This is a genomic window from Kocuria salina, assembly GCF_013368965.1.
GTDB classification, from domain to species: Bacteria; Actinomycetota; Actinomycetes; order Actinomycetales; family Micrococcaceae; genus Kocuria; species Kocuria rosea.
Genome location: NZ_SSSF01000003.1, coordinates 299,976 through 313,347 on the forward strand (window position 1 = coordinate 299,976; position 13,372 = coordinate 313,347).

The following is a 13,372-nucleotide window of genomic DNA, read 5'->3' on the forward strand; positions in this document are numbered from 1 at the left end:
ACTCAGGCGGAGCGGACGGCGGACTTGAAGGCGTCGGCGAGGGCGGCGTGCCCTGCCCTGTTCGGGTGCACGCCATCCTCCACGACAAGGTCGGGCTTCCCTTCCAGCGGCTGCCCGATGTCTACGAAGGTGGCGTCGACCTTTTCCGCGGCGGTCCGTACCGCATCGACCCGGGTGTCGAATCCCTCCGGGGTCTCGTCGTCGTCCCACACCGGGCTCACGGCGTAGACCGTGGCCTTGGGGAACGTCTCCACAACACTGCTGAGCACCCCGTCCACTGCGTCGGCGAACTCATCGGGTGACATGTCGAAGTCGTTGCGGCCTCCGGCGACGACAACAACATCGGGGCTTTGGCCGACGTAGCCCTCGAGAGCCTGTGCGTAGTCAGGGCAGTAGCCCTTGCCGCAGGCATCCCTGCTCGTGGGCGCGTCCACAGACGTCCCGTACCCGGTGCCTCCTGCGGCGAGGTTCTTTTCGTCCCACCCCTGAGCCCTGGCGACCCGGGTGGACCACCGGTCAGCTTGACGGGACACGCCTGCGCCTGCGGTGTATGAGTCCCCGATGAACAACGCAGTGTCCGGGCCCTCAGCGGCCGGAGCAACAGTGTGCTCCGGTGGTGAGTACGTGGACACGGCCGCGGCGTTGCGAGCCTGCACCTGGTTGTCCTGGACGGCTGCGACCCCGAGCCCGGCCACAAGGAGGGCGCCGAGGCCGACGATCGCGGTGTTGGCGAGCTTTTTGTTTCGGGGCATGGGCTTCTTCTCGGCGCGTGCAGCGTCAGAACGGGGGGTGCGTTGCATGAGCGAAACCTTACCGGCCGGTGTGCACAGGACGGCCCACACGACACGACACCGAGCCACCCCGCGGGGTGGCTCTTCACATTGGAGGCCCTTCATGGCTGTACCCCACATCCCACCCACCGCCGCGGAGCGGAGGTGGTACCTACGCGTCTGGTACGGGCTGCAGGAACCACGCTCCGTGACCGTCGTCCAGACCTTCATCTACGTCGCCACCGCGCTCGCCGGTGTGCTGGCCCTGATCGATCCGCCGCTGTCGATCCGCGGTGATCTCGGCGAGGGGCTGCTCTATGCGATGGCCGGGCTGTGGCTCGTCGGTGGTATCACCGGCGCGGTGGGGTGTCCGCCGGGGTGGTGGGTGGTGGAGCGCGCCGCGGTGTGGCCGTGCGCGGCCGGCTTCGCGCTCTACGGCTCCTCCGTGCTGGGGCTGCACTTCACCGAGTCCGGCAATCGCCTTGTTCAGGCGATCGCCCTGTTGATCCTGGTCCTGTCCTTCATCAAGCGGTTCTTCACGATCCGCGGGGCGATGGTCGACCCAGCCCGGCTGTAGGAGGACCCGTGACTGAGATCGTCGTCCCCCCCCTGGTCCATATGGTCACGACGGCCCTGACCATGGCCGCGTCCCCCGAGTCGGGCACCGCGTTCCTGCAGCTGCTGCTCGTGGGCGCCGCGGCCGGAGGCTTCCTCACCGAGGGTGTGAAGGGCCTGATCGGCCTGGCCCGGGGACAGGTCGGCCGGGAGCGGGCCCGGGTGAAGTCCGAGAAGGAACGCATCGCCGAGCTCGAGCGCGGGGAGTCGAGGGCCGACCGGCGCGCAGATTGCGAGGCCGGCAACCGTCGCGAGATCGACGAGTGGGCGAGCAACCTGGTGCGTCTGCTCAACGAGTCCGGCATCCCGTTCCCTCCGCGCCCGCACCTGCGCAACTGCAACATCGACCGCGAGGAGACCTAGTCATGGCCATGCGACCGGTGCCGGAGATGTTCCCGATCACGCAGACCTACCGGCAGAACGCCACGATCTACAACCGGGGTTCCTTCCACGGGGCGATCGACTACGGAGTGCCGCTGGGCACCCCGATCGTCGCGCCGGAGGACGGGATCGTGGTCTTCGACGGATGGGTCTGGGACCTGCCCGGCGGGCCCAACGACTGGCACGTGCGCTGGTACCTGATCAAGCCCGCGCGCGGGGACACCCGCACCGGCGGCGGGATCGTGACAATTTTCCGCAACGCGGCCGGATCCCACTGGGGTATCTCCCACGCCAGCCGGTCCTACTTCAACGTCGGGGACCGGGTCCGCAAGGGCCAGGTCATCCAGGACTCCGGGACCACCGGCTCATCCACCGGGCCGCACTCCCACGTGAACCTCTGGCCGGCCTCCCCGGCGTGGGGCAACGGCGGGTTCGGCGCGATCGACCCGGCCCCCTACCTCACCGAGCCCTACCGCCCGCTCACCGCCGTGTCCTGGCAGGGCTCCCCGACCGCCGGCATCGGCTCCACGACCCGGGACACGGTCGTGGACTTCGTCGACGCCTCCGAGCACAACACCGTGGCCTCTGTGAAGACGGTCCCTACCGACGCGATCATCCTGCGCACCGGCTGGGGCATCGGCGGGGACGACAAGCTCTTCGCCGCGCACCTGGCCACGGCCCGGGCCCGGAAGCTACGCATCGGCACGTACCACTACTCCTACCTGCACCTCAACGACCCGCGGGCTGAGGCCCGCTACTACGCCTCCCGGATCCCGGCCGACGCGGAGTTCGCCTGCCTGGACTACGAGGACGGCATCGACGAGGCCGCCGACGTGCAGCCGGCCAAGGTCGCCGCCTTCGCCGAGGAGTTTCGCAAGCACTCCAAGGCCCGCTTGGATCTCTACACCTGGGCCTGGGCGGCCGAGCGGATCGACCCGGCCCCGTTCGGCGGCCGCCTCTGGCTGCCCGACTTCGGCGCCAATCCGGTCTTCAAGAACTACGTCGGCGTCGTGGAAGTGCCCAAGGTCAAGGGCTGGACGGTCATCGCCAACCAGTACGGCGACCGCTTTACCCCCGCCACCGGCGGAAAGTTCGACATCAACAAGCACCTCGGTGGCATGTGGGCCGCCCGGGCCACCACAGCCGCCGCGCCGGCCGACTTCCTGGAGGAGTTCTTCAGCATGGACCAGAGCAAGATCAACGCCGCCCTCAACGCTTGGGCGAAGACCGGCACCGCCCAGTCTCTGCTCGGCCGGGCCGTGCTCGACCGGGAGTTCGAAGACGAGTCCGGGGACAAAAGGATGTCTCTGGCCAAGTTCTTGCGCTACGACAAGAAGAACCAGGCCAAGATCGACGCGATCGCCCGCGCCGTCGCCCCCTCGACGATCACCGCCGCCGTCGCCGAAGGCCTGGGCAACCGCACCGACATCGACCCCGCCGAGCTCGCCGACCTCCTCGCCCAGCGCCTGCTGGTCCACGCCCTCAACCCCACCACCGAGAAGGGAGCCTGACCATGGCTGCTGGAATCCACGAGCCCACCGGCACGAATGCCGGCCGCGTCACCATCTGGACCACGTTCGCGTCCCTGATCCCGCCGTTCGCCGCGATCTTCGTGGTCGTCGTCTGCGCGCTGCTCGAGATCCTCGAGAAGGAGACCGCCGGCGCCGTCATCCTGGGCATCCTCGCCACGGCCGGGCTCACCACCGGCGCGGTCTTCACCACAGCCAAGAAAACGCCCACCGACCAGGCGCGCCTGATCTGGGGCTCATCGCCCGTCGCCGACGTCGTGACGCCTCCGCCGGGCACCGTCGAAGTCCCGGACGACGTCGAGCCGGAGGATGGCCAGGAGACGCCGGAGGACGCCGCGGCGACCGAGGTCTTGGTGAACAACTTCGAGGTCACGGGCTCCGTCTCCAGCGAGGACCTGGCCGCCGAGGTGGAAGCGGTCCGTGCTCGACGCCCGGGCTCCACCGCCGCCGGTGCACTGTGAAGATGATCCGCCGGTGGGTCACTGCCCCGGTCCGATGGGGAGTGAAGCTGGTCCGCCGCTACACCTGACAGTGTCTGCGGGTCCCTAGCCCGTAAGGACAGGCGCCCGATCTCCCCGGTCGGGCCCCGAAGCGCCCCCACCCCGTCCCGGGTGGGGGCACTTTCGTCATGCCCTGCATCTGGTAGACCTGTGGCCGTGTGGGAAGACCTGGATTACGTGGACGATGAGACGAATGCCCGCCGGCGCGCCGTCTCGGGCTCGCACTGTCATCTTGGCGGACCGGAGCTGACGGAGGACATCGCCGCAGCGATCCGCGCCGTCTCCGCAGAGGGCTTCACTCCCAATGGTGGAGCAAGACACTTCCCCTATAGGCGTGAGCCGTATGGGCGGGCCCGGATTCCCACCGGCCTCGGCGTGTTCCTGGTCGACGGGAAGGTCCGCGCCACAGAGGGCGGGCCGTTGCTCGAGCTGTGGCGGAAGTGCGCCGGCGGCCGGGTCCTCGATGTGTTCATCCCCGCCGCGTGGGTGCGCCCGATCGGTCGGGACGAGTCCGCGTGGATCGACGTCTACGACATCCTGGATGAATGAAAGCGCCCCGCCCTCCGACTCGGAGGTCGGGGCGCTTTCGTCGTTTCTGCCCGTACCCTGTGGCCATGGAGGATGAGGCGAGGTTCCGGGGGTACAGCCCGAAGGAGGTTGCTGAGCTGACCAAGCTCTACGGCGAGCACGAGCTCCGCCGCATGGCAGCCGGCGGGGAGATCTCCCATCACAGGGGCTCCCGGAATCGAATCATCTTCTTCGCGGACGACATCGCCTCCCTGTTGGAACGTACGAGGCGTGAGCCGGTGCCGCCGGCGCAGGTCCCGGACTCATCCGCGGAACTGTTTCGTCAGACACCGCGGTCTGCCGCGATCCACCGGGGGAAGCAGCCGTTCCCACCGCCACGGGCCTAACTGCCGACAGGCACTGGGCGACCCGCGTGCTCATCGAAAACCCATCGGAAACGGCGGGAAAGGCGGGGAATCTCCGGGAACGGACGAGCCCTCATTTACCCTCCCTCCGAAACCTATGCACTCGTCGCGGGCACTTTTGGGCCACACGCAGGAAGCTCTGGGAATGCCGCAGATTGGGCGACCGTGGATCAATGGGTTCTCGGTTCGAGTCCGAGGGGGCGCACCACAGGAGGACCCCACCGCGGAGCACCGCGGTGGGGTCCTTCGTCGTCCCCGGGGCGGGACGGGCCGCGGGCACGAAAAAACCCGGGGTCGTCGTGCCCCGGGTGCTCCCGCCGGAGGCCGCCGTCCGGCGACCTCGCGCGCCCTCGTGCCGGGGTCGTCCTCGACCCCGTGCCGACCCGCCCCGCGCCCGTCCGTGCCGGGACCGCGGGCCGCGGCCGTCTCAGGACGCGGTGTCCCCCGCCGTGCCGGCCTCGGCGATGTCGCGCGACTGCTCGGGCGTGGTCGCGTCGGCGGACCCGGCGTCGGTGACGGTCCCGTCCGGCTGGACCCGCAGCTTCCAGCGGGCGCCGCCGAGCGTGGTGATGATGTCGGCCAGCGTGCGGCGCAGGTTCTCGTCCGTGAGCAGCCCGTGGTCCACCAGCTCGTCCTCGAGCTGGGTGGCGGCCTCGAGGATGCGCAGGCCCTCCGGGGTGATCGACACGAGGTGGCTGCGGCGGTCGTGGACGTTCTTGGACCGGTTGACGTGGCCGTGCAGCTCGAGCCGGTGCAGCGTCTTGCCCATGGTCTGGGCCTGCACCCGGACGCGGTGCGCCAGCTGGGCCTGCGTCATGCTCCCCGCCGTCTTCAGCACGTCCAGCGCCATGACGCCCGCGTGGGTCACCCCGAGCGTGGCCAGGCGCTCGTTCCACGCGTGCTCCACGAGCCGGGCCGCGGTGGAGAGCAGTCGGTTGGTCGGCCATTGAGTGGTGAAAGGCATGCAAAGCAGTCTACCGACCTGCACCACGGAATACAGCACCATGCTAAGCAAACTGACGAGCATTTCTTCGCGGGCGGATCCGCGGCGGTCCTGAGCGCTCCCCCGGGACCGCGGGGACCACCGGGACGAGCGCCGGTAGTGTTCGTGGTCCGGGGCCGTCCCGCGGCACCGGACCCTCGCCCGGGCCCGGCCCGGACGGCACCACCGACCCGACGGAGGAACATCCCCATGGCAGCACGTCTCGAACCCGGCAGCCCGGCCCCCGACTTCTCCCTGCCCGACGCCCGGGGCGGGACCGTCTCCCTCGCCGACCACCGCGGGCGGCGGGTGGTCGTCTACTTCTACCCGAAGGCCTCGACCCCCGGCTGCACCACGCAGGCGTGCGACTTCCGCGACAGTCTGGAGCGCTTCGCCGCGGACGGGTTCGCCGTGCTCGGCATCTCCCCGGACTCCCCGGAGGCCCTCGCGCGGTTCGCCGAGGCCGAGTCCCTCACCTTCCCGCTGCTCTCCGACCCGGACCACCGGGTCGCCGAGGCGTACGGCGCCTGGGGCGAGAAGAAGAACTACGGCAAGACCTACGAGGGCCTGGTGCGCTCCACCGTGGTGGTCGGGCCCGAGGGCGAGGTGGAGCTCGCGCAGTACAACGTGCGCGCCGCGGGCCACGTGGCGAAGCTGCGCCGCGACCTCGGCCTGGAGGGCTGAGGCTAGGATGGGCGGGGGCCCGGACGGGCCCTTCGGCGCGAGTGGTGGAACTGGCAGACACGCAGGATTTAGGTTCCTGTGCCCTGACCGGCGTGCGGGTTCGAGTCCCGCCTCGCGCACCCCGCCGTCCCCGGGCACGCCCCGGGGCCGGCCCACGACGACACCCACGACCGATCCGGTGAGGCGGCGAAGGACCCATGGCGCCCAGGCGAACCCCCCGCACCGCGGCCGCGCTCGCGCTCGTCGCGGGGCTCCTCGCCCTCGGCGGGTGCGCCCCCGCGGGCGAGGGGCCCGGCACCCCCACCGCCGCCCGGTCCGTGCCGAGCGGGGAGTTCGTGTTCGCCAACGCCGCCGCCGCCCCCACCCTGGACCCGGCCACGGTCAACATCCTGGAGACGTCCCGGATCGGGGCCCAGATGCTCGAGGGGCTCGTCTCCGCCGACCCCTCCACGGGCGAGGCGGTGCCGGCCCTGGCGCGGTCGTGGGAGACCTCCGAGGACGGGCTCACCTACACCTTCGACCTCCGCCGGGACGTGCGCTTCCACGACGGCACCGCCCTGGACGCGGCGGCGGTGTGCGCGAACTTCGAGCGCTGGGAGGCCCTCGCCGCCGAGGGGGCACGGACCCCCTTCGCCACGGTCCTGCGCACCGGCGCCCCCGGCATCGATTCCCTCTACGCGGGGTGCGCCGCGGCGTCGGAGTCCACGGTGGAGCTCTCGCTGACCGCGCCGCACACGCCCCTGCTCCGGGCGCTGACGCAGCCCGCGTTCGGGATCGCGTCCCCCGCGGCCCTGGCGGCCGGCACGCACGAGACGCACCCCGTGGGCACCGGCCCCTTCCGCTACGAGTCGGGGGACGGGACGAACGTGGTGCTGGTCGCGAACCCCGACTACTGGGGCGAGCTCGGGGACATCGGCCGGCTCGAGTTCCGCACGATCGCCGAGCCGGAGCTGCGCTACGTGGCGCTGCGCCTCGGCCAGGTGGACGGCTACGACCAGGTGGGCCTGGACTCCTTCGCCCCGCTCGCGCGCGAGGGCGTGCAGGTCCTCCAGCGCGACCCGTACTCCGTGTCCTACCTCGGCATCAACCAGGACGTGGAGCCCCTGGACGACCCCGAGGTGCGGGAGGCGATCGCCGCCGCCGTGGACCGCGGCGCGATCGTGCGCGAGCACTACCCCGACGGCACCCGGGTGGCGAACCAGTTCCTGCCCGCCCGCTTCGCGATGGACGGGACCGACCTGCAGGTCCCGTCCTACAACCCGCAGCGGGCGCGCGAGCTGCTGGCGGCGTCCTCCTACGCCGGCGAGCCGCTGCGGTTCTACTACCCCCGCGGCACCTCCCGCACCTACATGCAGGAGCCCGAGAAGATCTACGCCGACATCGCGGCCCAGCTCGTGCGGGCGGGGTTCGTGATCGAGCCCGTCCCGGTGGACTGGTCGGACGGCTACGTGCAGCAGGTCCAGGACCCGGAGGGCGACCACGCCCTGCACCTGCTCGGCCTCAACGGCGGCTACCGCGACCCGGACTACTTCACGGCCGCCCTGTTCGGCGCCCCCCGCGGGGAGTTCGGCGTGGACGCCGTGTCACTGTTCGGCGCCGTCAACCGCGCGGCGGCACTGCCCGACGGCGAGGACCGCTCGAGCGCGTACGTGTCGATCAACAACCGCGTCTCGCGGCTGCTGCCCGCCGTCCCGCTGGCCCACCCGATCTCCGCGGTCGCCGTCGGGGACTCCGTGACGTCCTTCCCCCTGAGCTCCACCGGCAACGAGGTCTTCAACCGGGTGGACCTCGGCGCCGCGCCGTGAGCACCGGCCCCGGCGCGCGCCCGGCCGCATTCGGGGTTCGTCCGGGCGTGGCGATAGTCTGATCCCGACCATTCACCGGCGCAGCGCCGGGCGTTCAACGGGAGCATCGACTGTGACATCACCTCAGACAACGGAATCGACCGACGTCCTCCTGATCGGCGGAGGCATCATGAGCGCCACCCTCGGCGTGTTCCTCAAGGAGCTCGAGCCGCAGTGGGACATCACGATGCTCGAGCGCCTCGACCAGGTGGGCGCTGAGAGCTCCAACGTCTGGAACAACGCCGGCACCGGCCACTCCGCGCTCTGCGAGCTCAACTACGCGCCCCAGGCCGCCGACGGGTCCGTGAGCCCGGAGAAGTCGCTCGGCATCAACGAGCAGTTCCAGCTCTCCCGCCAGTTCTGGGCCTCCCTCGTGTCCGAGGGCAAGCTGCGCGAGCCCGGCTCCTTCATCAACCCGGTGCCGCACATGTCCCTCGTCTTCGGCGACGCGCACAGCGACTACCTGCGCCGCCGCTGGGAGGCCCTGCAGCCGAACAAGCTCTTCGAGCGCATGGAGTACACCGAGGACCGCGAGAAGATCGCCCAGTGGGCGCCGCTGACCATGCACGGCCGCGGCGCGGGACGCGTGGCGGCCTCCTGGTCCCCCGAGGGCACCGACGTCGACTTCGGCGAGCTGACCCGTCAGCAGGTCGCCCACCTGCAGGCCCGGGGCGGGGAGGTGCGCTACGGCCAGCAGGTCACGGACCTCGACCGGCAGGGCGACGGCACCTGGGTGGCGAGGGTCAAGAACCGCCTCAACACCGAGGGCGACCGGCTCGTGCGCGCGAAGTTCGTGTTCGTGGGGGCCGGCGGCGGCGCCCTGCCGCTGCTGCAGAAGTCCGGCATCCGGGAGGCCAAGGGCTACGGCGGGTTCCCGGTCTCCGGCCTGTGGCTGCGCAACTCCGACGAGGACGTGGCGGCCCAGCACAACGCCAAGGTCTACGGCCAGGCCTCCGTGGGCGCCCCGCCCATGTCCGTCCCGCACCTGGACACCCGCTACGAGCACGGACGGCGCGCGCTGCTGTTCGGCCCCTACGGCGGGTTCAAGCCCAACTTCCTGAAGCAGGGGTCCTACCTGGACCTGCCCCTGTCCGTGCGCCCGCACAACCTCTACCCGATGACCCGCGCGGGCCTGGCCAACCTGGATCTCGTGAAGTACCTGCTGAGCGAGCTGGCCAAGTCCAAGGGCCAGCGGGTCGAGGCGCTGCAGCAGTTCTACCCGACCGCCGACGGCTCGCAGTGGGAGCTGATCGAGGCCGGCCAGCGCGTGCAGGTCATGAAGCGGGACAAGCAGAAGGGCGGCGTGCTCCAGTTCGGCACCGAGCTGATCACCGCCGCGGACGGCTCCATCGCCGGCCTGCTGGGAGCCTCCCCCGGCGCGTCCACCGCGGTGCCCATCATGCTCAACCTCCTGGCGAAGTCCTTCCCGGCGCGGATGTCCGGGTGGGAGCCGCGGATCAAGGAGCTCATCCCCTCCTACGGCGTGAAGCTCAACGACAACCCGCAGCTCGCGGACGAGGTCATGGGCCGCACCGCCCAGGTGCTCGGCATCAGCTGACACCGCCCCGACGGGCACCGCTCCGCACGCCGCGGTGCCCGCGCGACGAGGCCCCGGACCGGCCGGTCCGGGGCCTCGTCGTCGTCCGGTCCGCCCCGGCCCCCCGGCCCAGCAGGCCCGGGTGACCTGTCGGTACGCGGCGGTACGCTGAGGGGCGTGCGCCCCGGCCCGGCCGGGACGCCCTCGCCCATCCCTCCCCAAGGAGCACGAGTGTTTCTCCTCGCCCGCGCGTCGATGGCCAACCGCGCCCTGATCGTGCTCATCACGCTGTTCGTCGCCCTCTTCGGGGTGCTCAGCATGCGCTCCATGAAGCAGGAGCTCATCCCGTCCCTGGAGATCCCCGCCATCAGCGTGGTCTCGGCGATGCCCGGCGCGTCCGCGGAGGTCGTCGACGAGCAGGTGGGCCGGCCCCTGGAGCGGGCGCTCAACATCGTGGAGGGCCTCGAGAGCTCGGCGTCCACCTCGCGCAGCGGGCTGTCCGAGATCCGGCTCGGCTTCGAGTACGGCACCGACCTGGACCGGGCCCGCAACCAGGTGGAGCGGGCGATCTCCAACGTGCGCACCCAGCTGCCCGACGACGTCGAGCCCACCGCGTTCGCCGGCTCCGTCGCCGACTTCCCCATCGTCTTCCTGGCCGTGTCCTCCGACGAGGACCTCAGCCCGCTCGCCGCCGACCTGGAACGGCTCACGGTCCCGGACCTGCAGCGGATCGAGGGCGTGCGCTCCGCCGAGGTCAGCGGCGCCCCCGAGCAGGTCGTCTCGATCCTGCCGGACCGCGCCGACCTCGCCCGGGCGGGCGCCACGCCCGCGGACATCCGCACCGCCCTGGAGGAGAGCGGCGGGCTGGTGCCCGTGGGCACCGTGGACGACGGGGCCACGACCCTGCCCGTCCAGGCCGGCTCCCCGCTCGACTCCCTCGAGGCCGTGGAGAACGTCCCGCTGCCCCTCCCCGAGGACGCGCCCGACGGCGCCGAGCCCACCACGGTGGGCGCCGTGGCCGCCGTGGAGCTCGCCGAGCAGGAGCAGACCTCGATCACCCGCACCAACGGGGCCCCGACGCTCGCCCTGTCCGTCACCAAGACCCCGGACGGGGACACGGTCGGGATCTCCCAGGCGGTCGGGGAGATGATCCCCGAGCTCGAGGAGGACCTCGGTAACGGCGCCGAGATCACGGCGGTCTTCGACCAGGCCCCCTACATCGAGCAGTCGATCGAGGACCTCACGGTCGAGGGCCTCCTGGGGCTCGCGTTCGCCGTGCTCGTCATCCTGGTGTTCCTGGCGTCGCTGCGCTCGACCCTGGTCACCGCGATCTCCATCCCGCTGTCCCTGCTCGCCACGTTCATCGGGATCAACGCCCTGGGCTACTCGCTGAACCTGCTGACCCTCGCGGCCATCACCCTGTCCGTGGGGCGGGTCGTGGACGACTCGATCGTGGTGATCGAGAACATCAAGCGCCACTACGGGACGGTCGACCTGAGCACCGACCCCGCCAACGCGAAGCGCCGGGCCATCCTCACCGCCGTGCGCGAGGTCGCGGGGGCGATCACCGCCTCCACCCTCATCACGGTCGCGGTGTTCGTGCCCATCGCGTTCGTGGGGGACGTGACCGGCGAGCTGTTCCGGCCCTTCGCCCTGACCACGACCATCGCGCTGCTGTCCTCGCTCGTGGTGTCCCTGACCATCGTGCCCGTGCTGGCGTTCTGGTTCCTCCGGGACCCCCGCCTCGCGCGGCGGGCCCGCCGGGCGCCGGCGGGGCGCCCCGCCCCCTGGGCCGACGGCACGGCCGGTCCCCCGCCCGGCGCCGCGGCCGGGACGCCGCCCCGGCTGGCCCAGGGCTACCTGCCGGTCCTGCGCGGCACGCAGCGCCACCCGTGGGCCACCCTCGGGGTGAGCGTCCTGATCCTCGGCGGCACGGCCGCCCTGCTGCCGGTGCTGCCCACCAACCTGCTCGGGGACACCGGGCAGAACACCATGACGATCGAGCAGGACCTGCCGCCCGGCACCGCGCTCGCGGTGACCTCCGAGCAGGCGGGCCGCGCCGAGGAGGTGCTCGACTGGACCGAGGGCATCGAGGACGTCCAGGTCACCATGGGCCCCGGCGGCGGCTTCTCCGCGTTCCTGCCGGGCAGCGGCACCAACAGCGCCACGTTCTCCGTGACGACGGACGCCGCGGTCGACCAGGAGCGGCTGCGCCGCACCGTCGGCGAGCGCCTGGACCGGCTGGACGGCGCCGGCGAGTTCTCGGTGCGGGGCGCTCAGGGCTTCACGAGCAACGACGTCGAGATCTCCGTCACCGCCACGGACCAGGCGACGCTGGCGGAGGCCGACGACGCCGTGGTGCGGGCCATGCGGGAGCTCGGCTCCGCCGGGCAGGTCACGAGCAACCTGGCCGCCACCCAGCCCACCGTCGTGGTCACGGTCGACCGGGCGGCCGCCGCCGCCCGCGGCCTGAGCGAGGAGCAGGTCACGGGCGCGCTCGCCGGTACCGTGAACCCCCTCCCCGCCGGGTCCATCGACCTGGACGCCGACTCGGTGGCGGTGACGATCGGCGAGGGCCGCGCCGTCGAGGACCTCGAGGCGCTGCGGGCCCTGCCGGTGCCGGCCGCGGGCGGGACCGTCCGCCTCGACGAGCTGGCCGAGGTCGAGGAGGCGCTCACGGTCGAGACCATCACCTCGAGCAACGACCAGCGCACCGCCACCGTGGCCGTCACCCCGGGCGGCGACGACCTCGGCGCCACGAGCGGGGAGGTCCGGGACGCGCTCGCGGGCCTGGACCTGCCGCAGGGCGCGGCGGCCGAGCTGGGCGGGGCCGCCACGGAGCAGGAGACCACGTTCCGGCAGCTGGGCCTCGCCGTGCTCGCCGCGATAGCGATCGTCTACGTGGTGCTCGTGGCGACCTTCAAGTCCCTCGTCCAGCCGCTGGTCCTGCTGGTCTCGATCCCCTTCGCGGCGACGGGCGCGGTGCTCGCGCTGCTGGCCTCCGGGGTGCCGCTGGGCCTCGCCTCGCTGGTGGGCGTGCTGATGCTCGTGGGCATCGTGGTGACCAACGCGGTCGTGCTGATCGACCTCATCAACCAGTACCGGGGCCGGGAGCACCGCATGGACCTGGAGGAGGCCATCGAGAAGGGGGCGACCCGCCGGCTGCGCCCCATCGTGATGACGGCCCTGGCGACCATCCTGGCGATGACGCCCATGGCGCTGGGGATCACGGGGCAGGGCAGCTTCATCTCCCAGCCGCTGGCGGTCGTGGTGATCGGCGGGCTGATCTCCTCGACCCTGCTGACCCTGGTGCTCGTGCCGGTGCTGTACCGGCTCGTCGAGGCGCGCAAGGAGGCGCGGCTCCGGCGCCGGGAGGAGCGGATCGCGGCGCTGGCCGCGGCCCCGGGGCGCGGCGCCCGCGGAAGGTGACGTGACACTCGTCACCGTGCGCTCTTTCGTGGACGTTTGCTTCTGAAAACACTCGCGGGCGCACCCCGGTCACTCCCCGTCCGCAGGGTGCAGAAGGTATCATCGCCGCTGGTCACAGGGGGATTCGGTGCTGTGGAGCGGGCGGCGTGCGGGGAGCCCCCGGGAGGCA

General features: G+C 71.7%; 12 protein-coding genes and 1 tRNA gene. 11 read left to right on the forward strand and 2 right to left on the reverse strand.

From position 1 onward, the window contains the following. Nucleotides 1-2: 2 nt before the first annotated feature. The gene (locus E7Z53_RS08265) at nucleotides 3-752 is read right to left on the reverse strand and encodes an SGNH/GDSL hydrolase family protein (protein WP_176337582.1); all 750 of its coding nucleotides are present in this window, start codon (nucleotides 750-752) and stop codon (nucleotides 3-5) included. A gap of 142 nt (nucleotides 753-894) precedes the next feature. On the opposite strand from E7Z53_RS08265, the gene E7Z53_RS08270 reads away from it, so the two are divergent. The 6 genes from E7Z53_RS08270 (at nucleotide 895) to E7Z53_RS08295 (ending at nucleotide 4,709) form a co-directional block, all read left to right on the forward strand. Continuing rightward, the gene (locus tag E7Z53_RS08270) at nucleotides 895-1,347 is read left to right on the forward strand and encodes a hypothetical protein (RefSeq protein ID WP_176337583.1); all 453 of its coding nucleotides are present in this window, start codon (nucleotides 895-897) and stop codon (nucleotides 1,345-1,347) included. An 8-nt stretch (nucleotides 1,348-1,355) separates the two neighbouring features. Then, a complete protein-coding gene (locus E7Z53_RS08275; protein ID WP_176337584.1) occupies nucleotides 1,356-1,748 on the forward strand; it encodes a hypothetical protein in 393 nt (130 codons plus the stop codon). A 2-nt stretch (nucleotides 1,749-1,750) separates the two neighbouring features. Next, entirely contained in the window at nucleotides 1,751-3,277 is a 1,527-nt protein-coding gene (locus tag E7Z53_RS08280) for a peptidoglycan DD-metalloendopeptidase family protein (RefSeq protein WP_176337585.1), read from the forward strand. A gap of 2 nt (nucleotides 3,278-3,279) precedes the next feature. Next, nucleotides 3,280-3,756: a hypothetical protein gene (locus E7Z53_RS08285; RefSeq protein WP_176337586.1), complete on the forward strand. Its 477-nt coding sequence runs from the start codon at nucleotides 3,280-3,282 to the stop codon at nucleotides 3,754-3,756. 216 nt (nucleotides 3,757-3,972) lie between these two features. Then, entirely contained in the window at nucleotides 3,973-4,344 is a 372-nt protein-coding gene (locus tag E7Z53_RS08290) for a hypothetical protein (protein ID WP_176337587.1), read from the forward strand. Nucleotides 4,345-4,409: 65 nt separating this feature from the next. Further along, nucleotides 4,410-4,709, forward strand: coding sequence for a hypothetical protein (locus tag E7Z53_RS08295; RefSeq protein ID WP_176337588.1), 300 nt, complete (start codon nucleotides 4,410-4,412; stop codon nucleotides 4,707-4,709). A gap of 445 nt (nucleotides 4,710-5,154) precedes the next feature. Here E7Z53_RS08295 and E7Z53_RS08300 read toward each other — a convergent pair whose 3' ends face one another. Then, nucleotides 5,155-5,691, reverse strand: a complete 537-nt coding sequence (locus E7Z53_RS08300) for a MarR family winged helix-turn-helix transcriptional regulator (protein WP_017833221.1) — start codon at nucleotides 5,689-5,691, stop codon at nucleotides 5,155-5,157. 228 nt (nucleotides 5,692-5,919) lie between these two features. Here E7Z53_RS08300 and bcp point away from each other — a divergent pair, with 228 nt between their 5' ends. The 5 genes from bcp to E7Z53_RS08325 all read left to right on the forward strand — a co-directional run bounded on the left by bcp (nucleotide 5,920) and on the right by E7Z53_RS08325 (nucleotide 13,203). Then, nucleotides 5,920-6,393, forward strand: coding sequence for a thioredoxin-dependent thiol peroxidase (gene bcp, locus E7Z53_RS08305; protein WP_017833222.1), 474 nt, complete (start codon nucleotides 5,920-5,922; stop codon nucleotides 6,391-6,393). A gap of 35 nt (nucleotides 6,394-6,428) precedes the next feature. After that, nucleotides 6,429-6,512: transfer RNA gene (locus E7Z53_RS08310), tRNA-Leu, on the forward strand. Between the two features lie 78 nt (nucleotides 6,513-6,590). After that, nucleotides 6,591-8,198: an ABC transporter substrate-binding protein gene (locus E7Z53_RS08315; protein ID WP_176337589.1), complete on the forward strand. Its 1,608-nt coding sequence runs from the start codon at nucleotides 6,591-6,593 to the stop codon at nucleotides 8,196-8,198. A 112-nt stretch (nucleotides 8,199-8,310) separates the two neighbouring features. Next, on the forward strand, nucleotides 8,311-9,795 hold the full coding sequence (locus E7Z53_RS08320) for a malate:quinone oxidoreductase (RefSeq protein WP_176337590.1): 1,485 nt from the start codon (nucleotides 8,311-8,313) through the stop codon (nucleotides 9,793-9,795). A 210-nt stretch (nucleotides 9,796-10,005) separates the two neighbouring features. Continuing rightward, nucleotides 10,006-13,203, forward strand: coding sequence for an efflux RND transporter permease subunit (locus E7Z53_RS08325; RefSeq protein ID WP_115162819.1), 3,198 nt, complete (start codon nucleotides 10,006-10,008; stop codon nucleotides 13,201-13,203). The last annotated feature ends 169 nt before the right edge of the window (nucleotides 13,204-13,372 follow it).